This is a genomic window from Moraxella sp. FZLJ2109 (assembly GCF_024296965.1).
Classification (GTDB): domain Bacteria; phylum Pseudomonadota; class Gammaproteobacteria; order Pseudomonadales; family Moraxellaceae; genus Moraxella.
In genome coordinates this window covers 2,165,594-2,189,796 of the sequence record NZ_CP101112.1, presented here as the reverse complement: position 1 = coordinate 2,189,796, position 24,203 = coordinate 2,165,594, and the positions used below count along the sequence as shown (strand labels likewise).

Below are 24,203 nucleotides of genomic sequence, written 5' to 3'. Positions count from 1 at the left end.
CCCCAAGGACAACGCATGAAACGCCATCCTTATCTACAGCCTTTATCTCGCGAACATCATTTAGGCTTGGCGCTTGCCAATCATGCAAGACATTGCCAAGATCCTAATGAGATTCACACACATTGGCAAGCGATCACGGCATATCTTGATCAGCAGATGCAGCAGCACTTTGCCATCGAAGATGGGCTGATCGCACAGTTCGTCACTGACAGCGGTGATTCAGACGCGATGGCACTGATCGCCCAGATGCAAGGGGAGCATCGCGATATGGATAAACTTCGACATACTACTGATCCAAGCTTGACAGACCTGCATGCCTTAGCCGATGCCTTGACGGCGCACATTCGCTATGAAGAGCGGCAAGTATATCCAGTGATTGAGCGGATTTTGGATGATGTGCAGCTATTAGCGATTTATCACGCCAGCCATCCTGATGTCAAATAGGCGATAAATCCGCCCACATTCCCCCAAAGAAGTATGGCAAAATCTGCACCCATCCTTGATAATGGCTTATCATCAATCTTAAGGGGAAATGTATGAGCGTTGGCACTTTTACACCGTCAGCAGACAAGACCGACACTAAGCCTACCACAGGTGGCTGCGGCGGTGGCTCATGTGGCTGTGCAGGTGAGCACGAACAGACGCATACCGTCGAAGAATTTACACCGATTGGGCTTGTCGAAGACGATGACGGCATTCGTATCATGCCGACTTCAGATGATCTGACCAAGCCATCATCAGATGCTGAATTCATCAAAAAAGCACTCAGCGAAGAAAAATCCAATCACAGCAATCTGATCGCATCCAGTCGCCAAACCCTGCCAAAAATCAGTGTCAATGGCGTAGCAATCCCAGAATCTGCCATCGCTGCAGAGACCCAGTATCATCCTGCCAAAAGCCAAGAAGACGCGCTGTATCTAGCCGCTCAAGCCCTAGTCGTGCGCGAGCTACTGCGCCAAGAAGTCGCCAAGCAGCAGGGCGATGACGCATGGAAAGCGGACGAAGAATCCGCGATCGCCGCACTCATCGAACAACAAGTCCACGCCAAAACGCCTGATCGCGCCATCTGTCAGCAGTACTATGACGCCAATCGCGCGCAGTTTATTACACCGCCGATCATGAAAGTGCGCCATATCCTGCTGAGCAGCCCGCCCGAAGAAGGCGAAGAGCGACTACAGCTAAAAAAACAAGCCAGTGAAATCATCACCACACTTAGCCAAAGCACAAGCCGTGACAGTGATTTTATTGAATTTGCGCGTCGCTACTCGGCGTGTCCATCCAAAGAAGATGGCGGCGAGCTTGGCGTGATCCAAAAAGGCAGCACTGTGCCTGAGTTCGAAAAAGCAGTATTCGCGCTGCCTGTGGGTGTCGGCGTCAATCCGATCGAGACACGCTATGGTGTGCATATCGTCGAAGTGCTGGACAGACAAGACGGCAAGCAACTTGATTTCGATGGTGCGTATCCGATGATCGAAAATCAGCTCAAGCAGCAGTCATTTCACCACAGCCTGTGCGATTATTTATTTGAACTAAGTAAAAAAGCAGACATCGTCGGCATCGAGCTTAGCATGAACGAAGAAAATGTCTATCGTGGCTAATAAGTAGGTGAATATGATCAGTGTCAATCAATTAAAACAAGCCATCAGCGAGCGTGTCGCTGCCTATACCGCCATAGATAATCCTTTATCAGCTCGTCAGACGATGCGTATCGCGCTTGATGATGCCTGCCATCACATACTGGCGACAGACATCACAGCCCATCTGGATATCCCACGCCAAAACCTATCGGCAATGGACGGCTTTGCGTTTGCTCATGGTAGTGATCTTGGTGATGGCAGTATGCATGAGATCATCGGTGAATCGTGTGCAGGTGCGCCGTTCGTAGGCGATCTGAAAGCCAATCAAGGCGTACGCATCTTCACAGGTGCAGTCGTGCCAAGCGCGTGCGATACGGTGGTAATGCAAGAAAATACCAACTTCACAGACATCAAAGACACACTGGATAAAAGCAAACCCTATCAAATCACACTCACCAAATCCGCCGCCATCGGCGCGAACATCCGCCGCCAAGGTGAAGAGATCAGCCGCGGTGATGTGCTGCTGCACACAGGCAAACGCCTAAACCCCAGTGATGTCAGTCTGCTTGCCAGTATGGGCTATAATGCCGTGGCTGTCTATGCGCCACTTGTGGTGGGGATCATCGCCACAGGGGATGAGCTGGTTGCCATTGGTAATTCACTGGATAATTTAGCACAGATTTATAATTCGAACACACCGACACTCAAGGCATTATTGCAAAAGCTGCCAATCACCATCAAAGACTATGGCATCACCAAAGACACACTCGATGCCACCATGCAGACAGTTGCGCGCGCCATCAAGGAGTGCGATGTCATCATCTCCAGTGCTGGGGTGTCGGTGGGTGATTATGATTTTTTGACCCAAGTGGTTGATAGTCTTGGTAAAATCAATCACTATAAAGTGGCGATGAAACCGGGTAAGCCCTTTGTCTTTGGGGAATTTGGTGATGGTGATCGCACGGTGCTGTATTTTGGATTACCAGGCAATCCACTCTCCACCGTGGTCGGCTGTATCAACTTCGTGCGTCCTGCACTGTGGCAGGCATTAGGTGCGATTGATCCACCACAGATTTTAAGATTATCTGCACAATCTGCCAATGCGATCAAGAAAAACGCAGGGCGGCGCGAATATCAGCGCGGATACTTTGAGCAGGGTGAACATAGCTTGGTGGTGTCATCCGCCAGTGCCCAAGACTCGCACCGCATCAAGCAACTATCACAAGCCAACTGCCTGATCGTCCTAGATGAAGACTGCACAGGTGTGGCAGCAGGCGATCAGGTGATGATCGAAGTGTTTGATTGGGCGTGATGGGTCAAGCCATCTCCCCATAACGCTCAAACAAAAACGCCACTCGCTCGGCTTCATCTTTAAACTTTTCTTTACGATAGGCTTTGTCCACTGCCAAATCTAAATTTTTATGAGCTTGCGTTAATGCGGCGATGATGTTGGCTTGTTCTTCTAGGCGCATTTGGCTAACTGAGTCACGCATGAAGCCAAATAGATGAATATGATCGGCTAATCGGCAAACTTGAATAATGGTCTGCATCATCTCAGGCGTATCAGCTTCCAAGTCATACAAATGCAACCACTCAAAATCACAAGTGATGACATAGCGCGGCAGATCTTCGCGCGCGACTTTGGCGGTGGCTTATAGATAGTCGATGGCTTGCAGATAGGCTTTATTGAGATCTTGACCGCGAGATTTCTGTTCGCAGATCAGCTTATCACGCCAAAATACATCGATGAAACCTTGTGAGCCTTTGAGCTTTTTGAGCCCAGCTTCAAAGATGGCGAAAAACTCATTCCAAAAGGTTTGGCTTTCGGCTTTTTCGCTGGTTTCGTCCGCCCAACGCAGGCTGAATGCTCGGGCGTTTTTTTGATGATTTGATTGCGTAAAACGGCATGGTGCTTCCTTTGTAGCCTAAAGGTTCGGTGGCGGTATTGTAGCACAGTTTCACACAGGATGGGGTAGGGGATAATGACACCAAAATGCCACTTTATAGATAATAAATCTCATCTGTCAGCCGTTCGATCTCTGCCTTGTCATGGCTGACATACAGCATAGGAATGTCGGTGCTGTCGATCACAGTTTGGAAAAATGGCAAAATCTCAGCCTTATGCGCACCATCCAATGCCGATAACGGCTCATCTAATAGTAAAAGTCGCGGCGAATACAGCAGGGCGCGACCTAGGGCAACGCGCTGCTTTTCACCGCCAGAGAGTTTGGCAGGCATCCGCTTAGTCAAGTGTTCTAATTTTAATAATTGAACAATCTCATCAGGGTGGAATTTTTGTTCACTTAAAGTGATATTGCGATAGCCATAGAGCAGATTATCCATCACGCTTTTGTGGGGAAATAGCTGTGCGTCTTGGAATACAAGTCCTGTGCGGCGGCTTTGGATGGGAATATTGGTGCGCGTTTGGGCGTCGAACCACACTTGATCATCGATACTGATGATGCCTGATCGCGGTGTGTGAATGCCTGCGATCGCGTGCAGAATGCTGGTCTTGCCCGTGCCTGATGCGCCGTATAGTCCGATGACTTGTGCAGAGCTACACAGATCGACATCGAGCATGAATCTACCCAACTCTAGGGTGAATTGACAATTAAAACTCATCGTCCTAGCCTTGTTTTTTGGATACGGTTATACCACTGCGCAAGCCACATCGCGACGAACGCCACCGCGATGCTGATGAGCATTAAGCGTAAGATTTTCTCATCGCCATTGGGCTGCTGTAGTAGACTGTAGATCGCCAAAGGCAAGGTGCGCGTCTGTCCTGCGATATTCCCCACGAAGGTGATGGTCGCGCCAAACTCACCAAGGCTACGACAAAAGGCAAGCATTGCACCGACCAAGATCCCAGTTTTTGCCAAAGGCAGGGTAATGCCAAAAAATACCTGCAAGCGACTTGCGCCCAAAGTCATCCCCGCGATCTCAAGCCGTCTATCCACAAGTTCAATGGCAAGACGCACCGACTGCACCATCAAGGGAAAGCCCATCACGCTACTTGCCAAGACCGCACCTTTCCAATCAAAAGCCAAAGTCATGCCGATCTTGGCTAAATACTGCCCAAGCACGCCTTGACTGCCGAAGGTAATCAAGAGCAAATACCCTGGTACGACAGGCGGCAATACCAAGGGCAAAAATACAAGCGTCTCAAGCAAAGACTTACCAAAAAATTCCTTACGCGCAAGCACATAACCCATCAGTAGCGCAGGCAGAATACTGATAGTAAGACTACTCAAAGCGATCTTGCACGACAGCGCGATCACTTGCCATTCGTCATGGCTTAGACCCATCATGGCAGCACCACAAAGCCGTATTTATGATAAATCGCCTGCGCTTGCTTACTTGATAAAAAATCCACATACTGCAAAGTAGCATCACGCCCACTTACCATCGCCACAGGATAGATGATCGGATCGTGGCTGTCAGTAGCAAATCGCGCCACCACGCTTACGCGATCAGATGCCGCGACATCGGTGGCATAGACGATGCCAAGCTCGCACTCGCCTTTATCGACGAAAGTCAGCGCCTGTCTGACATCTTCGGTCTCGACAAGCTTGGGCGTCAATGCCTGCCACATTCCCAAGTGGCTCAAGGTCTGCTTGGCATATCTGCCTGCAGGGACGCTATCAGTATTACCGATACACAGCTTACCACGAAAGACAGCAACATCGAAGCTGCCATCATCGGCGATTGGCACAGTGGTCGGGTGATTTTTTGGGGTGATGAGCACAAGCCGATTGGACAGTAGCTGATGATAAGCCTGATTTGCCAAAGCTTTCTTATCAGCCAAATACGCCATCCACGCCGTATCCGCTGAGATAAAGACATCGGCAGGGGCGTGATTTTCGATTTGCTTGGCAAGCGTGCCTGATGATGCATATGATGTGTGAATGCTGATGCCGTTTTGGGCTTGATAGATGGCATTGATCTCATCGATGGCATTGGCAAGGCTCACTGGCGCAAAGACGGTCAGGCTATCTTCTCCATCATTACGCGCGCCATCAGACTGCGTACAAGCAGCTAGCACCATCGCCGCCATCATCCAAGCCATTCGCGCCATCGTCTTAACCCATTGATCAGCCATTATTCGACAGCCACAGACTCTCATCGCTGTCAGTGTAGAACTCTTGTTTCCACACAGGAATCTCAGCTTTGATCGCGTCTAGTAGCCAGCGACACGCATCAAAAGCAGGGTAGCGATGGTGTGCCGTCACGCCGATCCACACCGCCATATCACCGATGGCAAGATCACCGATGCGGTGCATGGCGACGGCGTGTTCGATGTCAAATTTGGCTTTGGCTTTCTTGATCAAAAGCTTGCCTTGATTGAGTGCAAGCTGTTCATAGCCATAATAAGTCAGCCGATCGACAGGGCGAGCATTGTTGTGATTACGCACCCAACCTTCAAAGGTCGCAAGTGCACCACAGCTACCATCGAGTAGAGATTTTTTAAGCACAGTTTCATTAATCGGCGTATCCATCAGCGCAAAGCCATCAGTAATGGCAGTCTGATACGCGTCATCATGACTTAATGTGATAACTGATGATCCTTGGTGTAGTCGCATATCAGCCCCCTGCCACAGGTGGAATAAAAGCAATAACATCACCATCATTTGCAGGTGTATGCCAATCGGCGATGTGATGATTGATCGCCACAGCAAGCTCATCTTGGCTAAGTGTAAAGCCATAGCGATCGCTTAAATCTTGATAAATCTTAATAAGATCACCGCTATCGACAGTCAGCACTTCTTCATCACGCTGTACGATCTCGGCTAAGCTTGCGAAATACAGCACGGTGATTGTTACATTATTTGACATAATCAGACTTTCCCCCAGTTTTATTGACAAGGCAAATATCACTGATGGTGATGTCATGGCTTAGTGCCTTGGTCATGTCATAGACGGTCAAGCACGCCACAGATACCGCAGTCAAGCTTTCCATCTCTACGCCTGTCTTGTGCGTAACCTTCGCAGTGGCAGTGACGATGATCGCGCACATTTCATCATCATAAATAAAGCTCATCTTAATGGTGTCAAGTGGTAGGGCGTGGCATAGCGGGATGAGTTCATGGGTTTTTTTACCCGCCATGATACCTGCGATGTGCGCGGTGGCGGTGATGTTGCCTTTTTTAGTCTGTCCATCGGTTTGCTTGATCGCTTGATAGATATCCGATGGAAAAATCACCTTGCCTGTGGCGGTGGCGGTGCGCGTGGTTGCGACCTTGTCACCGACATCGACCATGGTAATGTTGCCATCTTTATCCAGATGACTTAGGGTGTGAGTGTGTGCTGTATGATCTGTCATGAGTATATTTATTAGATTAAGTTATCAATGATATGCTTGTAAAGCCAAATGAAAATCTTGTAAAGTATTAAAATTCACTAACTGCCGCCACGCACTCGGCACAGTGACAGTCGCAGTACGCTGATCAGCCAAAAACCGCATCACCGAACGCTCGCCTGCATCCAGATACGCCATCAAGCTTGGCAGAAGTCGCGTATGATACAGTCCAAGCAGTGGATAATCCTTATGATCTTTCAGATAGATCACATCGTAGGGCAGAGCGTGCGTATCGTTTTGCTCATCATTATTCACAGATGTTTGTGAAAGCTTGTCTTGTAAATGTACAAACAGCCGATCCGCCTTGATAAGACTATCGCAGCTGATGATAAGCAGATAGCCATCTGCTGTGGTTGGATTTTTCATCACATATTTCATCGCGCCGCAGATGGCAGACAGCGCACCTGCACCTTTGCCATCGGTATCGCTCGGCAGATGGTCGCTGATCGTCTGCACTGATGATTGCTTGCTGAAGTTTTTGCCATTATCAGCAAGCAATACAGGACAGCCGAGCACCTGTGCGTGGCATAGATGATGATCAAGCACGGTCTTACCATCAGGCAAGGGCAGCAGTGCCTTGGGCTGTCCCATACGGCTGGACTGTCCCCCTGCTAGGATTACGGCGGCAGATGGCTGCATAGGGCTTAAGCCTTTGGCAGGCTTAGTGCGATGGATTTTCGCGCAGCAGATGCGGCACGAAGTTGCACGGACGCGTGCGATTATCCAGTTGGTCTTTGATGATGCCTTCCCAACCCGTACGGCACGCACCTGTCGAACCTGGTAAGCAGAAAATCACCGTACTGTTCGCCATGCCTGCCACCGCGCGCGACTGTAGCGTGGACATACCGATTTCGCCATAAGACAAATGACGGAACATCTCGCCAAAGCCTTGCACTTCTTTATCAAACAGTACCGACAGCGCTTCAGGCATATTATCACGATGATAAAAACCCGTACCGCCTGTGGTGATGACGGCATTGACATTCGGATCGGCGATCCATGCACTCACTACCGCGCGGATTTGATAGACATCATCAGTGGTAAGTTTGCGATCGATCAGCGTATGACCTGCAGCGATTAGACCATCCGCCAGATATTTGCCCGATATATCTTCATCAAGCGTCCGCGTATCCGACACCGTCAGCACCGCGATATTTAGCGGTACAAAAGGCTTGTCGGCTTTTTTGGTCTCTGGTTTGTGATTTGGGTCATTGCACAGTTCGCACATGGTGATTTTCCTTGATTGAGATTTTTACAATAATAAATAAGTGGCAAAGATGATGGCAAAGTCAATTGGCAAAGCAATCAACCGCCAACCATCGACAGATTACGCATGATACCGCTATCGGCACTGTGTAGGTGGTGATGTTCAGGTTTGATTGGCATCAAGCCTTGCAGCGCACCGATCAAGCCATCGGTATCGCCTGCGCTCAGATAAGGGCGGATGTCATAATTTTGGTGATCGAACAGGCACAGATGCACTTTGCCAAGACTGCTGACGCGCAAGCGATTGCAATTATCACAAAAACGCGGCGCATACGGCTCAATCAAGCCAATCTTGCCCAGATAATCAGGGTGTCTGTATTCGATCGCAGGGCCGCCATCTGTAGGGCGCGCCGTCGCCGCCCAGCCATGCTCTTGTAAGTAGGATTTGATGTGCTGACTGCTTGCGTGCTGCGCAAAAAACAGCTGACTGTTGTCCGATGTCTGCATGAACTCGATAAAGCGGTAAGCGACAGGACGATCTTTGATGAAATCAAGAGCTGCCATCAGATTATCATAAGCAGTGTCCGCCATCAAAATCCCATTTAATTTCAATGAGATATCAGTAGTATCAAGCAGCTTATCAATGTCATGTAGCAGCTGTGGCAAGCTGTCATGTCCTGTGATCTGATGGAAAATGGCAGGATCAAAGCTATCAATGCTGATGTTCAGCTTATCCAGTCCTGCGCTGCGCCAAGCCGATAGGTGCTTGCCAAGCTTATAGCCATTTGAGCTGATGCACGCGGTCTGAATGCCTGCAGTGGATTTGGCAAGGGCGATGATGTTGGGTAAATCACGGCGCACCGATGGCTCGCCACCAGTAAGACGCACCTTGGTCGTGCCAAGCGCAGCGAAGCCTGTGAACAAGGTTGAAATTTCATCTAAGGTCAATTCGTTATCAGGTCGCTTACCTTGATAACCGTTCGGCAGACAATAATTGCAGCGAAAATTACAAAAATCGGTCACAGATAAGCGCAGATAAGTCAGCTTACGATGAAAATGATCCGTCAGATGATCAGGGGTCAATTCACTATGATGAAAAACAGAACCAGACAAGCGATGCTCTGCAAGGGCTGCAGATGGGGTGTGGATTGACTTTTTCATGACAGTGAACTTATGGGCGTTGCCTCGGTGATGGGTATGGCACTACTATAACAAAGTTCGGCAAACGCCCCTATAACCCCATGGGCAGGGTTTGTGTCGGATTACTACTACTTTGGGTGTATGCAGGGCTTATAATTGATACTGTCCCACCGCCCAGACCGCGATCTCGACACGCGTACGCAGACCGATTTTGCCCAAGATATGCTTAACATGAACCTTCACCGTCGATTCGGCGATACCAAGCTTATTGCCGATCATCTTATTGCTCATGCCTTGGGCGATCATCTGCGCCACTTGCACTTCGCGTTCTGTCAGCTCATAGCCGCTGTCAGCTTGCACAGGTTTTCGCATCGCTTGGGCCAGGATTGGCGCAAGGCTTGGACTGATCACCAGCTCCCCACGCAGAATCTTGCGCACATCGGTGATGATCTCTTCAGGCTCCATGTCCTTAAGTAAATAACCATCGACGCCCAGCTGCAGCGCGTCTTGGACATCTTTGCTGTTATCCGATACGGTGAATAACAAAACCTTAGTCTCAAGCCCAAGCTCGCGGATCTTTTTGAGCGTCTCGATGCCGTTTAGCACCGGCATACTGTGATCCAAGATCACCAAATCCACCGACTGCTCCGCCAAAACCTCCAAAGCTTCCGCACCGTGATTGGCTTCGGCGATGACTTGCACATCTTTTTCTAGGCTTAATAAATCCGCCAAGCCGCGGCGCAGCATCGGATGATCATCGACAAGCAATAGACGCGCAGGACCGGCAGCGGTGAAGATTTTTAGGGTCATGGAAAAATCCTTAAACTGATATAAATTTAAACGATATGTAAATTTGGCTAAACTTAGTCGAGATAATGTCAATATATTATCAATAAAATTAATAAAATAATTCAGCAATTCATTCTTTCATAAAACTTCGGCAAAAAGCAAATCTTAACAATCGTGCCCGATGGCGCGTTATCACGGATCTGAAATTCACCGCCTAAGCTGTGGGTGCGCTCTAGCATGATCTTGAGCCCATGATGCTGCTGACCGCCTGCGTGCTTAGACAAGCCCACGCCATCATCGCTGATCTGCAGATGCACGCGCTGACCTGTATCATCCGACTGCTGATATAGCTGGACAGAAACTTGCTTGGCGTGCGCATGACGCTGAATGTTCGACAGTGCTTCACGGGTGATTTGTAATAAATCAATCTGCTCACCTGCGCTTAGGTTTTGGCTTAGGATACGATTATCAAGCGTGATTTGAAAATTGCCCTTAGCCGCGAACTCATCACACGCTTGCTCGATGGCGTGATCGAAGCTGCCTGATGCGATTTTTAAACGGAAAGTGACCAACAGCTCTCTTAGCTGTGTATAAGCGCTATCAAGCCCAGTGCGCGCCTGTGTCAGCACTTGTAATAGGCTGTCGCTTGACTGTGCCACACTTTGCCCATCGGTGCTGCCGTCAGCATTGGCATCAGTATTTTGCGCCGCTTCAGACAGCTGACGCGCGTGCGTGCCAAGCATGGCAAGCTGAATCTTCAGATACGACAGCGACTGCGCCAATGAGTCATGTAGCTCGCGCGCGATGGTATTGCGCTCTTCTAATAAGATCAGCTGATGCTCTTGCTGACGCTGCTTTTGGATGGTGAACACAAGGCTGATTAGGCTTGCTAGTGACCGCACAAGCTCATCGGCGACAGCAGGGTTTGGGTGCGCGCTTGACTGCTCATGCACCATCAGCTCACCCCAATAGCTGTTCTGCGCGCTGATCGGATAGATGCGCGTCGTTGGGCGCGACTTGAGCGAACACTGTGCGCAGTTGCCGATGGTGCAGATCTTGCCCATGCGCGGCGCTGATGCATCTTGATCATGTCCGTGATAATCATCCAACTGATGGCTGTGAATGCTGACGCTGTCTTTGATCGAACCTTCTTTGGATGAGATGATAATCTTATTCGGATCGGTCGTATCCATCACCAATTCATCGACATCATTGATCTTTAAGCGATCATGCAAGCACAGCGTAAAGCCGAAATTTGGATTAATCTTGGAGAAGTTTTCAAGCAAGTGATGCAGCTTGGATAAAGTCACTGGCTCTTGGTTTAATTGATTAGAAAAATGATACAATAAAGTCAATAGTTGATTGGCTTGGGTTAGATGCTGCGTTTTATTTTGTACTTCTTGGTTCAGCTTGGCTTGATGCGCGCTGATGGTATTTGCCATGTCATTGAACGACTTGCTCAGCGTCTCAAACTCACGATAACCTGCTAATAGCGCAGGCACATAATGCCCACTGCGAAAATGCCGCGTGCTAAAAATCAGCGAACGAATCGGACTTAGTACATTGTGCTTCAGCTCATACATTCCCATCAATAGCGTCAATAAAATCACCACCAATGCCGACATCTGTAGTACCTGCTGCCAGTGCTGACGGCGTTCGCTGCGCACTTGGATGCTCTTGGTCAGCTCATTGGCAGCGGTGATATACTCGCCTGATGCATCAAGCACGGCAGGGGCGTTATTTTCAAGTAAAGCAGGCTTGAGTACCTGTTGCCAATGCTGCATCAAGGCTTGGGTTTGTCCATCGATCTCCGTATCTTTATTACAAAGCAAATCTTGATACGCATCTAGTACATCAAGGCGCGACTGCATATCATTGATCAGCTGCTCATTGATCGGCAGATTCGGATCAAGCTTAAAATGCGTATCGATCGGCAAGGTGGTATTGGTCTTTAGCAGATAGTTAATTCGATAAGTCGCCATGCGAATCGAGCCGACCGAGTTTAAGGCTTGAGCGTCCGATTTTGACACCCAAGCCAGCAGCGCCGATGTACTTGCTGTCGCCGCCGCGAAAAACACGATCATGCACACCGCCACCCACGCGCGCACCGACAGCGATCTGGGCAAAATGGCATCGAGTCGCAAGTTTGGCATATATACCCCCAAAAAGCCATCGGATTTTTAATCAGTGAAAAAATATTGATTATAATCAGCCAAGCCAAAACAAGTCTTTGAAAACACTGACAATTATACGCTAATCCCTGAGAAATCCAACTACCGCTTAAGTAGTAGTTGATGGTATTTTAGCCAAAAGGAGTGTCTTAAATGCTTGATTTAAATCAACTAATTCAAAAAATTTTCACTTTATTATAGTTTGTAAATCTTCCTTACAGCCGTTCAATCCAACCTTATGATATTGAACGCATTCTTGTTATGTTAATTTAACATAGTTAAACAAAAGAGCATCTCATGGCTACGAAATCCACCCTTGTACTCATCTCATCAACCATCGCTTTTACGGTGTGTTTTATGATTTGGATGATGTTTGCTGTGCTTGGTATTCCCATTCAGCAGGCACTTGATTTGAACGAAACGCAATTTGGCTTATTGGCTGCCACGCCTGTGCTGACAGGTTCGCTGGTGCGTTTGCCACTTGGCATGATGACGGATAAATACGGCGGACGCATCGTGTTTTTTGTGCTGATGTTGTGTACCGTTCTGCCGATTTTTTTGATGGGTTATGCTGATCAATATTGGCAGTTTTTGTTATTGGGTCTGTTTGTCGGTTTGGCAGGCGGCTCGTTCTCAGTTGGCATCGCCTATGTCGCCAAGTGGTTCGACTCAAGCAAACAAGGCTTTGCCATGGGTGTGTTCGGCGCAGGTAATGCCGGCTCAGCCTTGACCAAAATGGTCGGCCCTGCGATCATCGCCATGGGCGCATCGACTGCTGTGAGCGCGGCAGAAGGGTGGCGGTTTTTGCCAAAGGTCTATGCAGGCATCATGCTAATCACTGCAATTGGCTTTTGGTTTTTTAGTTTTGATAACAAAGCACATCGCACCGCAAGCAATGTCAGTATCAGCAGTCAATTAGCTGTGCTAAAAGATAAAAATGTTTGGCGATACAGCCAATATTACTCGATCGTCTTTGGTGGCTATGTCGCATTGGCATTGTGGATGACCAAATATTATGTCGGCGAATATGGCTTTAGCCTGCAGACAGCGGCATTTTTGGCGGCGTGTTTTAGCTTACCCGGTGGTGTTTTGCGCGCACTGGGTGGCTGGCTGTCGGACAAATATTCAGCACATACCGTCACTTGGTGGGTGCTGTGGGCGTCATTTTTGCTGCTGTTTGTGCTGTCATATCCACAGACATTTCTCACCATTCAGACGGTCGATGGCGAACAAAGTTTTTATCTCGGCTTAAATGCCACCGTCTTTACTGTCTTGATTTTCTTACTTGGCATTGCCTTTGCCATCGGTAAAGCATCGGTGTTCAAATACTTGTCCGATGAATATAAAGACAACATGGGCGCGGTCTCAGGCGTGGTCGGTTTGGCAGGTGGCTTGGGCGGCTTTATTCTACCGATCATGTTCGGTGCTGCCGTGGACATTACAGGCGTGCGCTCATCAGCATTTATGATCATGTTTGGCGTGGTGTGGGTAAGCTTGATTTGGATTTATTTATCAGAAGTTAAGCCAAAAATGGAAAAAGACCATCAGCCAAAACGCGGCTAATTGTGTAAAATTTATTAAAAAATACTCGCACACATAATGTGCGGATTTGGAGAATGTAATGAAAGATGAACTCAAAGGCGGTCGCCGTATTGACGACTGGCAACCAGAAGATGAAGCCTTTTGGGAAAATGGTGGCAAACAAGTTGCCAGCCGCAATCTATGGATTTCAATCCCTGCGCTACTGCTTGCCTTTGCGGTGTGGGTGATTTGGTCGGTGATCGTCGTGCGTATGCCTGAAGTGGGCTTTGGCTTTGATAAAGCGCAACTGTCGTGGCTGCTTGCCTTACCTGCCTTATCAGGGGCGACGATGCGTATTTTTTATGCCTTTATGGTGCCGATTTTCGGTGGCAGACGCTGGACGACAATCTCAACCGCATCACTACTGATTCCGACCGTGTGGCTTGGTTTTGCAATCCAAAACCCTGACACGCCGTTCATCACCTTTGCGATCATCGCGCTGCTGTGCGGCTTTGGTGGGGCGAATTTCTCATCAAGTATGTCGAACATCTCGTTTTTCTACCCAAAATCCAAGCAGGGCATGGCATTGGGTCTAAACGCAGGGCTGGGTAATTTGGGCGTCTCAGTGCTGCAGTTCGTCGTGCCTGTGGTGATTGGCTTTTCGCTGTTTGGTGCATTGGCAGGTGGCGGACAAGTCACCCAAGAAGGCAAGACGCTGTACTTACAAAATGCAGCTTTTGTCTGGGTGATTCCGATCGTCATCATGACACTGCTTGCTTGGTTTGGCATGAATGACTTAAGCGGCGCGAAAGCATCATTTAAAGAGCAATCGGTGATCTTTGGGCGTCAGCACAACTGGATCATGTGCATCTTATACCTAGCGACTTTCGGCTCATTCATCGGCTTTAGCGCGGCTTTTCCGATGGTTATCAAGCAGTCTTTCCCTGAAGTCGATCCTTTAAAAGTGGCATTTTTGGGCCCGTTGGTCGGTGCATTATTCCGTCCTGTCGGCGGCTGGCTGTCGGATAAATTGGGTGGTGCGCGCGTAACTTTGTACAACTACATCATCATGACGGCGGCCGTCATTGCGGTGATGCATTTTCTAAAAGCAGGAAATTTCACCGGTTATTTTGCTTGCTTTATTGTGCTGTTTATCACCACAGGTATCGGTAATGGCTCAACTTTCCGCATGATTCCTGTGATTTTCCGCACCATGCACGAGCGCCTAAACTCGCCAGATCTCATCAATCAAGCGCGCAAAGAAGCAGCGGCTGTGGTGGGCTTTGCAGGGGGTTTTGCGGCGTATGGCGGCTTTGTCATCCCAAAAATGTTCGGCTCAGGTCTGGGTGTCAATGGCACTTTCATCGCGCTGATCGTATTTTATGTGGTGTGCATCGTGCTGACATGGTGGTACTACAGCCGAAAAGGGGCTGAATATCCGTGCTAAGATAGCAGATATTGTGAAGTTTATATAAAATAAAAATGGCTTAGATTTTTTGCTAAGCCATTTTTTATTGTGTTTATTTTTTTAAACGATTAATTAGCGCAAAGCGCAAGTCGGACAAATTGGGTTTTTATTAAATTGCATTTTCTGTAAACTTGCACGCGCGCCGTGCCAAATCACCAACTGATTGGCGATGGTATTGATGTCCTTGCCCAGATAATGCAAGGCAACATCTGCGCCTAGTGCGCCAATCATCGCCACCGTGCTTGCCAACACACCCGATGTCGCGCAGTTGGCTTGCTTAGCTTTTGGTGCACCAAAAACACAAGTGTAGCAGCCTGTTTTATTCGGTTCGAACAGAGCCGCCTGCCCAACTTCTGCGATCGCAGATAAAGACAACAGCGGCGTGTTCAGCTGCAGACTGGTTTGGTTCAATAAAGTTCGGATGGTAAAATTATCACTACAATCAATCCATAGATCTGCGTGAAGATTGTGTAGATGATTTACAATATTATCATGATCCAGTTGGGTATGGTGTGCGTGGATGTCCACCAGTGTATTTTGTGCGCTGAGTGCTTGTTTGGCGCACAGCACTTTGGGTTTGCCGATGTCATCTGTCGTATAAAGCAGCTGCCGCTGTAGGTTACTGTCATCGACGGTGTCATGATCAAATAGATGCACCACGCCCACGCCTGCACGCACCAGTACAGGCGTGACCATCGCTCCAAGTCCGCCCATGCCGATGATGGCAATGGTGCTGTTTTTGAGTCGAAGCTGTGCATCGATGTCCCATCCGTCCAATAAAATCTGACGGCTGTAGCGCATCATCTCAGCATCGCTCAGCATATCGATGGGGTGTTTGTCGCTTTGATTTGTTAAGTTTATTGACATAATACTTACTCGTTGTATATTGGTATAGTCTGCCTATTTTATTTATCAGCGTCAATACACCTTATGGATAAGCGAATGGGCTTAAATTTTGGGGTGAAAATTGTTATACTTCAATTTTCATTATCAAGAAATTTCCCATGAGCACCTTCATCCTAGACGAATTTTTGACCTATAAATTACACCGCCTATCCAAGCTCATCGACCAAAAGCTTGACTTTGGCAACGATGAATACGACATTTCCTACAGCGAAGGACGAGTGCTTGCGGTGATTGGCTATCATAAGACTTTGTCGGTCAATGGGCTTGCCAACAAAAGCAACCTTGATAAAAGCCAAGCCAGTCGCGCTACCGCAGCCCTTGTGGATAAAGGCTTGGTCGCCAAAACCAAAAGCGATAGAGACAGCCGCAGCTTTGAGTTAAGCCTGACCGCTAAAGGGGAGCTTGCCTATCACGCCATCATCCCGCGTATCCATGAGCGTAATGAGCTTGCCTTGTCCGCTTTAGATGATGATGAGCGCAAGCAATTACTTGCCTTGCTTGATAAAGTGGTGGATGGATTGGGGTGATATTCTAATCATCATCAATTATCATATTTTTCAATAAATATCACAGATTTACCGACAATTGAAATCTTGAATGCATGGCATTATTTTCTTATAATAGTTGCGTACACAACTAATTTTTAGCATAAGGAAATGAGCCAATGACGCACAATCCCACCACCACACCGCGACACTCTTTGTACCACGATTATATCGTCCATCCGCATTTTTATCCCAAAGACGGCACGCAAACGGATGCGCCTGTTACCATCGTCGGCGCAGGTCCGATTGGGCTTACTTCAGCGCTGCTACTTGCCAAGCAAGGCATCAAATCCATCGTGTTGGCAAGCGAGCTACAAGTCTCTGAAGGCAGTCGCGCGCTCGTTTATACCAAGCGTTCGATGCAGATTTTGCACACAGCAGGGGTGGCAAAGCGCATTGTTCAAAAGGCTTTGCCGTGGACGGCAGGCAATTCGTTTTATCATGGCAAGCAAGTATTTCGTATGCAAAACCCAAGCGATGATCACGATGTCTTTGCACCGCTTAATAACTTGCAGCAAAACCACCTTGAAGGCTATTTAATCGATGAAGTACTAGCCAACCCAAATATTGAACTTAGATTTGGCAATCTATTGATCGATTTTACATCTGAAACTAATGGCGTGGTACTGAAAATTGACACGCCAGAAGGTGAGTACAGTTATAAGACGCCTTGGCTGATTGCTGCAGACGGCGGTCGCTCTTTTGTACGCAGCAAACTTGGGCTGAAGCCTGAAGGCAGCAGCTATGAAGGGCAATTTGTGATTGTCGATATTAAGGTGGAGTTGCCGCTGCCGACCGAGCGTTTGGCGTATTTTTCGCCTGAATGGAACAAGGGCAATACCATTTTATTGCACAAAGAACCCGATGGCATTTGGCGATTTGATTATCAGCTGCCACTAGAAGTTTCTAATGAAGAAGCGCTAAAACCTGAAAACATCGCTCACGCGGTCAATTCTCAACTTGCCATGATGGGCTATGGCGATTTGCCTTGGGAGCTGGATTGGGGTTCGGTGTATTCGGCGCGTGCTTTGACTTTGCCAAATTATGTCTATGATCGCATTTGCTTTGTTGGTGATGCGGCGCATTTGTTGCCAATTTTTGGGGTGCGTGGGGCGAACACGGGCTTTCAAGATGCCATGGATTTGTGCTGGAAATTGGCAAGTGTGATTCAAGGCTTTGCAAGTGAAGATTTGCTAAATAGTTATAGCGATGAACGCGTCACGGCCACGCGTGAGATTATTGATGAAGCGGGCAAAAGCACGCGCTTTATGGCGCCACCGAGCAAGGGCTTTCGTCTGCTGCGTGATGCGGTGTTGTCGCTATCACTTGAGCATGAATTTGTTCGTCCGCTGTATCATTGGCGCACATCGCGACCACACAGTTATACGCATTCTAGCTTAAATGCAGCAGGCGATGATAATGCGATTATGCACGCAGATCTTGCCAATGGTAGCCTATTCCCTGATGTCAAAATGGATGATGGTAGCCTATATGATGCCTTGGATTATCAGTTTACTGTGGTCTATTTTGGACAGACAGTACCACAGGATTTACACGATGAAATCACAGCCATCGCTAATAAATTACCAATTAAACTTGTAACAATCAGCGACGCCAGTGCTGATGTTGTGGTGGATGCTGCTGTGATTGATGCGCGCTACCATGCTCAAAGTGGTGAAGTCTATTTGGTGCGTCCTGATCATCATATCGCAGGGCGTTGGCAGAGCTTTCAAAAAGATGCTATCAATACCTATTTTGATAAGTTTAACTAAATAAGGAAAAATTATGAAACAACTAACAACTCAAGAATTGGAAACCATTTATGATGCTTTGGCAACCGCGCTGGATGGTATCAATGAAGAAAAGCAGCTGTTATTTTTGACCAAATTAACATTATTGCTTGCCAATGAAGTGGGTGATCTGCCCGTCATCGAAACGGCAATCAAATCCGCTGCAACTTTTGAAAACTAAAACAATCCAAGCAAATCATAGATACACCAAGTTGGCTTTTTTAACTTGGTGTTTTTTATACCCAAACCCCTACATCATTCATCAAAATTTATTCGAAAATAAGTTAATAAAGGTCTATAATAGGCAAGAATAATGACAAGGAAATTTGCCATGGCACAAAATACAGACAAAGCACCGAAATTGTACTTACTAACCAATGACGATGATATTCACACCTTGCTTGATAAGCTTGAGCGCGTGCTATCTACTGGCGTAGTATCGCTACTGCAAATCCGCCGCAAAGCCACGCTGAAGCAATTCGACCTTGCCACCGTGTATAAAGAAGCCGAGCTGATCGTCAGCCTTGCCAATGACTACGACATCGATATCGTGATGAATGATGATCTTGAGCTGGCTTCACACTTTGGTACAGGGCTGCACCTAGGGCAGCGCGACGGCAGTGTGCGCGTGGCGCGTGAGATCTTAGGCGATGATGTGGTGATTGGGCGCACTTGTCATGCTGATATTGCATTGTTTAAAGAAGCTAAACGAGAAGGGGCGAGCTATGGTGCGATGGGGACGGCATTTGCATCGATCACCAAACCACGCGCAAGCATCGTACCGCGTGAGATCTTACGAAAAGCAAGCCAAGTGGATCTGCCGCTGTGCGTGATTGGTGGTGTCGCACTTGATAATATCTATCAGCTGCGCGATGATCTGCAAGGCACGCCACTGGACTACATCGCGGTGACGGCTGACATCATGGGGCATTCGGTGGACACCATCGAACAAAAATGCCACGCATGGGCAAACAAGCTACAGCACTGGTAATTATTAAGAATTTATTAAAATTAAAACTTGGTGAGTGATGAGAATTTTATTGGTCGAAGATGATGCGTCCTTGGGTCAGACTATCAAAGACTGGCTGGATATGGACGGCTTGGCAGTTGATTGGGTACAAAGTGCAGCGATGGCGATCGGCGCGCTCAAGAACCACAGCTATGACTGCGTACTATTAGACCGCGGTCTGCCTGCGATGAGCGGCGATGAAGTACTGCGCTTTATCCGCAGTGATCGGCTGCCTGTCGCGGTCATCATGATCACCGCCCAAGACAGCATCAAAGATCGCGTGACGGGTCTTGACTTGGGTGCAGACGATTATCTGATCAAACCCTTTGATTTAGAAGAAATGTCAGCGCGCATCCGTGCCGCAGTGCGCAAATACAGCGATACAGCACGCACGCCGCTACTGACGCACCAAAGTGCAGCAGGGCGTATCACGCTCAATCCTGCCGCCAAGACCGTCACGCTCGATGATGCACCCATCGCACTCACCCAAAAAGAATACATCGTCCTACACCGCCTGCTGAAAAATCCCCAACACATCATCTCAAAAGAACAGCTCGAAGATGCGCTATACAGCTGGGGTGATGAGATCGAAAGCAACGCCATCGAAGTGTATATCTCACATTTGCGCAAAAAACTTGGCACGGCAAGTATCAAAACCATTCGTAAACAAGGCTACACATTAAGTGAGAGTGATAATGTCTGATCACTTCACAAGTTTTTCACTGATGCGTACGCTGTTGTTATTTTTCGTGACTGCTGTTGCTGAGATTTTGGGCTGTTATTTTCCGTATTTGATGTTCAATCAAGGCAAGTCCGCTTGGTTGTGGCTGCCGACTATCATAAGCTTATTGGCATTTGTGTATCTACTTAGCCTACACCCTGATGCATCGGGTCGTATCTATGCAATGTATGGCGGTATCTATATCTGCACGGCATTGATTTGGCTAAAAGTGGTGGATGGCGTCAGCCTAAGTACATGGGACATCACAGGGGCTGCTGTGGTGCTAGTTGGTGCCTTGATCATCATCCTACAGCCGCGTCAGGGGATCTGATATGAGCACCGCCGTTTCTTTAAAATCCCAACTGATCAAAAGCAGTTTGTTCATCAGCTTGCTATGCGCCATACTTGGCTTTGTACTGATTTGCCTATCGGTTTCTTATAGCAATGATGAAGTGTTTGATGAATTACTAGAAAGCAATGCCCATGCACTGCTTGGTGAAAATAGCGCTGCTTATCCTGACATAGAGCACAGTTTACAATATCTCAATGATGAGATGGATATTGAATATCAAGTTTATAATCAATCAGATCAATTAATAAGCAAAACTGAACACGCACCGACAGTGGCATTTGTTGATCAATTTGATCATGACAGCTTTTATAATGTCTGGCAAGATGGCAGACTGTGGCGTGTGTATGCCGCACATGATCATGACCAAAACCGCTTCGTACAGATCGCTCAGCCGTGGCGACAGCGTATCGAATTTGCCTTGCCGATCGTTAGTAATTATGTCGGTTTGATGCTACTACTCATCATCGCGCTGGCACTGGGTAATGCATGGTCGGTGCGCAAAAATCTTAAGCCGCTCAATCAGCTGCGTGAAGAGATCAGCCAAAAGCACCTACAAAATCTAACACCGATCACGCCAAGCGTTATCATCAGCGAAACCAAACCGCTACTAACCGCGATCAATGCCTTATTCACGCGGCTTAGTCAAGCCAAAGAAGCCAACGAACGCTTCACCGCCGATGCATCGCATGAGCTGCGTACGCCACTGTCTGCGGTTTCGATGAAGCTACAGCTGCTTGCGCGTAAATATCACGAGCAGCCTGCCTTGACCCAAGATCTGGATGTGCTGCGTCACGATGTCGGACGCATGACACAACTGGTGGAGAGTCTATTGACCTTAGCACGGCTCGATGATGAGGCGACAACGGCTGCGCTTGAGCCTGTGAACATCGGTGATCTGATCAATGAAGTTCGTACGCTTCATCACGCCAATATTATGCATAAGAACAAACGCCTAGATGTGCGCATATCGGCGGATGTCGCAGTGCTGAGCTTATCGCTCAATCGTCAGCTGATACTTGTAGCACTTGGTAATCTGATTGATAACGCGCTAAAATACGGCGGCGATACCATCTGCATGAGTGCGGTACGACAGGGTGTACAGCTTATCATCACTGTGGCAGATGATGGTGATGGTGTCGATGGTACGGCCTTGGCGCGATTGGGCGAGCGCTTTTATCGCGTTTTGGGTACAAATCAGCGCGGCTCAGGCCTAGGCTTATCCATCGTCACCAAGATCGCCGAATATCATCACGGTAGTGTCGCGATCACGACAGGCATGCCATTAAGCGGTTTGGCAGTCAGTATTCATCTACCGATCACGCAATGATTTTATCCACTGATTTATCATACGCTTGAATTGTCAAACCAACTGCAACACCTTTTGATAATAAACCTCATAAGGTGTTCGCCAATTTAAACATTTTCTCGGTCGTAGATTAAGTCTAGCAACCTTTGTTTGTATGTATTGTTCATCCCACTGGTTAATATCTTGTTGCTTTGGAAAATATTCCCGAAGCAACCCATTGGTGTTCTCATTACTTCCTCTTTGCCAAGGCTGGCTTGGTGGTGGAAAGTAGAAGTTTGCTTTTAGACTGTCTGTTACTTGTTTGTGTTTGGCAAATTCTTTTCCCCTATCTGGCGTAATGGTAAACTGTACCGGTACAATATTCCCAGACACCCCATAAGAGGTTATACTACCCCAAACTAGGAGTAATCTCTCATGACAAAACAGCGTAAGCAGTACAGCACTGAGTTTAAACTAGAAATGGTCAAACTCATTGAAGAGCAAAATCAGCGTGTTGTTGATGTTGCTAGGCAATATGATATCGGTAAATCTACTTTAGAAAACTGGCTTAAACGTTATCGTCTTGAACTTCAAGGCAAGCCATTAGCCACAGGTCATGCTCTAACACCAGAACAACGAGAGCTTGAACGACTTCGTAAAGAAAATGCCCAGCTAAGACTTGAGCGAGATATTTTAAAAAAGGCATCCGCTCTATTAGCTCAAGACAGCTTACTATCCCGCTAATAGAGCAATTGATGGGGCAATACAGCATCAGTAAAGCAAAGCTGTGTCAGCTATTTGGTATTTGCCGAAGTACTTATTATGTCAAGCAAAAACCAAAACTGCCAACACGTAAAGAGATTAATCTGCGCCTATGGGTAAAACAAGCGTTTGATTGCTCTAAAGGATCGGCAGGCTCTAGAAGTATTGCTGCTATGGTTAGTCGTGCTCATCAGATTAAACTAACACGCTATAAAGCGCGTCAATTAATGAGAGCACAAGGACTCATCAGTCGCCAAAGCATCAAGCATCGCTATCGCTTAGCTGATCAAGCACATACAGTGCATGACAACTTGCTTAAACGGCAGTTTGCACCAGCTGCACCCAATCAAGTATGGGTATCGGATGTGACGTATATTCACACCAAAGCAGGATTTTGTTATTTGGCAGTGGTGATGGATTTATATGCCAGACACATCATTGGCTTTGCCATGAGTGATCGTCCAAACAGTGAGCTGACCACCAAAGCATTAATCATGGCTTATACCATACGCTTTCAACCAACCGGTGTGTTATTTCATTCAGATCAAGGATCTCATTACACCAGTCGCACCTTTGCTGATACTATTGCTAGATGTAAGATGACACACAGTATGAGCAGAAAAGGCAACTGTTGGGATAATGCACCAACAGAAAGATTCTTTCGAAGTTTTAAATATGAGTGGATGCCAAAACATGGTTATGAGAATATTCATGAAGCAAAAGTAGATGTGGCAAGTTATATTCTTGGCTATTACAGTCAACTCAGACCCCACAGCTTTAATAACTACCTAAGCCCTGTTGAAAAAGAACGACAGTTTTTTAACAAAACCCTCTTAGGGGTTGTTTGAAAATAGTTGACCGGTACAAACACAGGGTGATTGGCTAAAGCATGGATGATTGCTTGACTGATTAATTCTGCCTTTTTGGCTTTAGCGGTTGCACAAATCAAAAAGCGACTACATCTATCCACCAATGTCACAAGACAAGCCTTGCCTGATTTACCCAATACTGTATCAGCTTCCCAATCACCAATTCTTAGGCGTTCATTGGCAATCTGTGGTCTGTCTTTAAGATGATGAGTAATTGGTATCTTACCTCGCTTTTCTTCATGGTTTTTGGTGTGACGAGTTCTGCCTTTGTGCCTTAGCTTTCTTGTGGCAAGCTTACCATCCACATCAAATAAGCCCTTGTATAACCCTCGATAGATGGTTGCATAGCTAATCTGTATTTGACTGTCTTCATAGGCTAAACGATGTTGTATTTGCTCAGGTGACCATTGGTGGTTAAACAGCTTGTCTTGTACTAAGTTAAATACAAGTGGGTTATTAAGCTTTAACTTAGGGTGACAAGCCTGTCTTCTTGTTTGGTATAAGCAATTTGCCTTGGTTGCTGAATAATTGCCATCATAGCCATTTCTTTTTATCTCACGGCAAATGGTGGATTTGGCTCTGCCTAACCGTTTGGCAATCATACCAATGGATTTGCCCAAAGATAGTAAAACCATTATCTTTTCACGTTCATCTATGCTAAGATGTCTATAAGAAGTGTTCATATGCTTTAATGTCTTGTTTTGTGTGGTAACTTAATGATACATTAAATTGATGA

General features: G+C 47.3%; 28 protein-coding genes and 2 pseudogenes. 14 read left to right on the top strand and 16 right to left on the bottom strand.

Features of this window, described 5'->3' with window-relative positions; all coding sequences use genetic code 11:
• Window positions 1-15: 15 nt before the first annotated feature.
• The 3 genes from NKU06_RS10455 (at window position 16) to glp (ending at window position 2,889) form a co-directional block, all read left to right on the top strand.
• Complete coding sequence (locus tag NKU06_RS10455) at window positions 16-444, top strand: hemerythrin domain-containing protein (protein ID WP_254730843.1); 429 nt, start codon at window positions 16-18, stop codon at window positions 442-444.
• Between the two features lie 92 nt (window positions 445-536).
• Window positions 537-1,598 carry a peptidylprolyl isomerase gene (locus tag NKU06_RS10450; RefSeq protein WP_371928012.1) on the top strand — a complete coding sequence of 354 codons (1,062 nt, stop codon included), beginning with the start codon at window positions 537-539 and terminating at the stop codon, window positions 1,596-1,598.
• Between the two features lie 13 nt (window positions 1,599-1,611).
• Window positions 1,612-2,889, top strand: coding sequence for a gephyrin-like molybdotransferase Glp (gene glp / locus NKU06_RS10445; protein ID WP_254730840.1), 1,278 nt, complete (start codon window positions 1,612-1,614; stop codon window positions 2,887-2,889).
• 4 nt (window positions 2,890-2,893) lie between these two features.
• On the opposite strand, the gene NKU06_RS11740 is transcribed toward glp, so the two are convergent.
• The 13 genes and pseudogenes from NKU06_RS11740 to NKU06_RS10385 form a co-directional block, all read right to left on the bottom strand.
• Complete coding sequence (locus NKU06_RS11740; RefSeq protein ID WP_371928054.1) at window positions 2,894-3,049, bottom strand: type IIL restriction-modification enzyme MmeI; 156 nt, start codon at window positions 3,047-3,049, stop codon at window positions 2,894-2,896.
• A 24-nt stretch (window positions 3,050-3,073) separates the two neighbouring features.
• Window positions 3,074-3,436: pseudogene (locus NKU06_RS11735) on the bottom strand (type IIL restriction-modification enzyme MmeI); the annotation flags it as partial.
• A gap of 142 nt (window positions 3,437-3,578) precedes the next feature.
• Window positions 3,579-4,199, bottom strand: a complete 621-nt coding sequence (locus tag NKU06_RS10435) for an ATP-binding cassette domain-containing protein (protein WP_371928011.1) — start codon at window positions 4,197-4,199, stop codon at window positions 3,579-3,581.
• A complete protein-coding gene (modB, locus tag NKU06_RS10430) occupies window positions 4,196-4,885 on the bottom strand; it encodes a molybdate ABC transporter permease subunit (RefSeq protein WP_254730834.1) in 690 nt (229 codons plus the stop codon). Before modB ends, NKU06_RS10435 begins: the two co-directional genes overlap by 4 nt.
• On the bottom strand, window positions 4,882-5,676 hold the full coding sequence (gene modA / locus NKU06_RS10425) for a molybdate ABC transporter substrate-binding protein (RefSeq protein ID WP_254730831.1): 795 nt from the start codon (window positions 5,674-5,676) through the stop codon (window positions 4,882-4,884). Before modA ends, modB begins: the two co-directional genes overlap by 4 nt.
• The gene (locus tag NKU06_RS10420; RefSeq protein WP_254730828.1) at window positions 5,669-6,157 is read right to left on the bottom strand and encodes a molybdenum cofactor biosynthesis protein MoaE; all 489 of its coding nucleotides are present in this window, start codon (window positions 6,155-6,157) and stop codon (window positions 5,669-5,671) included. Before NKU06_RS10420 ends, modA begins: the two co-directional genes overlap by 8 nt.
• Before the next feature lies 1 nt (window position 6,158).
• Window positions 6,159-6,410: a MoaD/ThiS family protein gene (locus tag NKU06_RS10415; protein ID WP_253223598.1), complete on the bottom strand. Its 252-nt coding sequence runs from the start codon at window positions 6,408-6,410 to the stop codon at window positions 6,159-6,161.
• On the bottom strand, window positions 6,400-6,897 hold the full coding sequence (gene moaC, locus NKU06_RS10410; RefSeq protein ID WP_253223597.1) for a cyclic pyranopterin monophosphate synthase MoaC: 498 nt from the start codon (window positions 6,895-6,897) through the stop codon (window positions 6,400-6,402). The genes NKU06_RS10415 and moaC overlap by 11 nt, the downstream gene beginning before the upstream one ends.
• 24 nt (window positions 6,898-6,921) lie before the next feature.
• A complete protein-coding gene (locus tag NKU06_RS10405; protein ID WP_254730825.1) occupies window positions 6,922-7,572 on the bottom strand; it encodes a molybdenum cofactor guanylyltransferase in 651 nt (216 codons plus the stop codon).
• Between the two features lie 22 nt (window positions 7,573-7,594).
• Window positions 7,595-8,161 (bottom strand): molybdenum cofactor biosynthesis protein B, encoded by a 567-nt coding sequence (gene moaB / locus NKU06_RS10400; RefSeq protein WP_254730822.1) that lies wholly within the window; start codon window positions 8,159-8,161, stop codon window positions 7,595-7,597.
• A 77-nt stretch (window positions 8,162-8,238) separates the two neighbouring features.
• On the bottom strand, window positions 8,239-9,300 hold the full coding sequence (gene moaA / locus NKU06_RS10395; RefSeq protein ID WP_254730819.1) for a GTP 3',8-cyclase MoaA: 1,062 nt from the start codon (window positions 9,298-9,300) through the stop codon (window positions 8,239-8,241).
• Window positions 9,301-9,429: 129 nt separating this feature from the next.
• Window positions 9,430-10,089: a two-component system response regulator NarL gene (gene narL, locus NKU06_RS10390; RefSeq protein ID WP_254730816.1), complete on the bottom strand. Its 660-nt coding sequence runs from the start codon at window positions 10,087-10,089 to the stop codon at window positions 9,430-9,432.
• 101 nt (window positions 10,090-10,190) lie between these two features.
• Window positions 10,191-12,221 carry a type IV pili methyl-accepting chemotaxis transducer N-terminal domain-containing protein gene (locus tag NKU06_RS10385; protein WP_254730813.1) on the bottom strand — a complete coding sequence of 677 codons (2,031 nt, stop codon included), beginning with the start codon at window positions 12,219-12,221 and terminating at the stop codon, window positions 10,191-10,193.
• Window positions 12,222-12,596: 375 nt separating this feature from the next.
• On the opposite strand from NKU06_RS10385, the gene NKU06_RS10380 reads away from it, so the two are divergent.
• Both NKU06_RS10380 and NKU06_RS10375 read left to right on the top strand, forming a co-directional pair.
• Window positions 12,597-13,802 carry a nitrate/nitrite transporter gene (locus NKU06_RS10380; RefSeq protein ID WP_371928053.1) on the top strand — a complete coding sequence of 402 codons (1,206 nt, stop codon included), beginning with the start codon at window positions 12,597-12,599 and terminating at the stop codon, window positions 13,800-13,802.
• A 58-nt stretch (window positions 13,803-13,860) separates the two neighbouring features.
• Complete coding sequence (locus NKU06_RS10375) at window positions 13,861-15,207, top strand: NarK family nitrate/nitrite MFS transporter (protein ID WP_254730807.1); 1,347 nt, start codon at window positions 13,861-13,863, stop codon at window positions 15,205-15,207.
• 93 nt (window positions 15,208-15,300) lie between these two features.
• Here NKU06_RS10375 and NKU06_RS10370 read toward each other — a convergent pair whose 3' ends face one another.
• Entirely contained in the window at window positions 15,301-16,095 is a 795-nt protein-coding gene (locus NKU06_RS10370; protein ID WP_254730804.1) for a HesA/MoeB/ThiF family protein, read from the bottom strand.
• 137 nt (window positions 16,096-16,232) lie between these two features.
• On the opposite strand from NKU06_RS10370, the gene NKU06_RS10365 reads away from it, so the two are divergent.
• The 7 genes from NKU06_RS10365 to NKU06_RS10335 all read left to right on the top strand — a co-directional run bounded on the left by NKU06_RS10365 (window position 16,233) and on the right by NKU06_RS10335 (window position 21,878).
• Entirely contained in the window at window positions 16,233-16,661 is a 429-nt protein-coding gene (locus NKU06_RS10365) for a MarR family winged helix-turn-helix transcriptional regulator (RefSeq protein WP_254730801.1), read from the top strand.
• 137 nt (window positions 16,662-16,798) lie between these two features.
• Window positions 16,799-18,451 carry an FAD-dependent monooxygenase gene (locus NKU06_RS10360; RefSeq protein WP_254730798.1) on the top strand — a complete coding sequence of 551 codons (1,653 nt, stop codon included), beginning with the start codon at window positions 16,799-16,801 and terminating at the stop codon, window positions 18,449-18,451.
• A 13-nt stretch (window positions 18,452-18,464) separates the two neighbouring features.
• Entirely contained in the window at window positions 18,465-18,650 is a 186-nt protein-coding gene (locus NKU06_RS10355; protein WP_254730795.1) for a DUF2783 domain-containing protein, read from the top strand.
• Between the two features lie 150 nt (window positions 18,651-18,800).
• The gene (locus NKU06_RS10350) at window positions 18,801-19,460 is read left to right on the top strand and encodes a thiamine phosphate synthase (protein WP_253223585.1); all 660 of its coding nucleotides are present in this window, start codon (window positions 18,801-18,803) and stop codon (window positions 19,458-19,460) included.
• 37 nt (window positions 19,461-19,497) lie between these two features.
• Entirely contained in the window at window positions 19,498-20,181 is a 684-nt protein-coding gene (locus NKU06_RS10345) for a response regulator transcription factor (protein ID WP_254730792.1), read from the top strand.
• On the top strand, window positions 20,174-20,530 hold the full coding sequence (locus NKU06_RS10340; protein WP_254730789.1) for a YnfA family protein: 357 nt from the start codon (window positions 20,174-20,176) through the stop codon (window positions 20,528-20,530). Before NKU06_RS10345 ends, NKU06_RS10340 begins: the two co-directional genes overlap by 8 nt.
• 1 nt (window position 20,531) lies before the next feature.
• Complete coding sequence (locus NKU06_RS10335; protein WP_254730786.1) at window positions 20,532-21,878, top strand: ATP-binding protein; 1,347 nt, start codon at window positions 20,532-20,534, stop codon at window positions 21,876-21,878.
• 33 nt (window positions 21,879-21,911) lie between these two features.
• Here NKU06_RS10335 and NKU06_RS10330 read toward each other — a convergent pair.
• A pseudogene (locus tag NKU06_RS10330) lies at window positions 21,912-22,199 on the bottom strand (IS30 family transposase); the annotation flags it as partial.
• 72 nt (window positions 22,200-22,271) lie between these two features.
• Here NKU06_RS10330 and NKU06_RS10325 point away from each other — a divergent pair.
• Both NKU06_RS10325 and NKU06_RS10320 read left to right on the top strand, forming a co-directional pair.
• Complete coding sequence (locus NKU06_RS10325; protein ID WP_254729037.1) at window positions 22,272-22,580, top strand: transposase; 309 nt, start codon at window positions 22,272-22,274, stop codon at window positions 22,578-22,580.
• The gene (locus tag NKU06_RS10320) at window positions 22,541-23,446 is read left to right on the top strand and encodes an IS3 family transposase (RefSeq protein WP_371928052.1); all 906 of its coding nucleotides are present in this window, start codon (window positions 22,541-22,543) and stop codon (window positions 23,444-23,446) included. The genes NKU06_RS10325 and NKU06_RS10320 overlap by 40 nt, the downstream gene beginning before the upstream one ends.
• Here the strand turns inward: NKU06_RS10320 and NKU06_RS10315 are convergent.
• Window positions 23,383-24,102, bottom strand: a complete 720-nt coding sequence (locus NKU06_RS10315; protein WP_254730781.1) for an IS30 family transposase — start codon at window positions 24,100-24,102, stop codon at window positions 23,383-23,385. The genes NKU06_RS10320 and NKU06_RS10315 overlap by 64 nt on opposite strands.
• Window positions 24,103-24,203 lie beyond the last annotated feature (101 nt).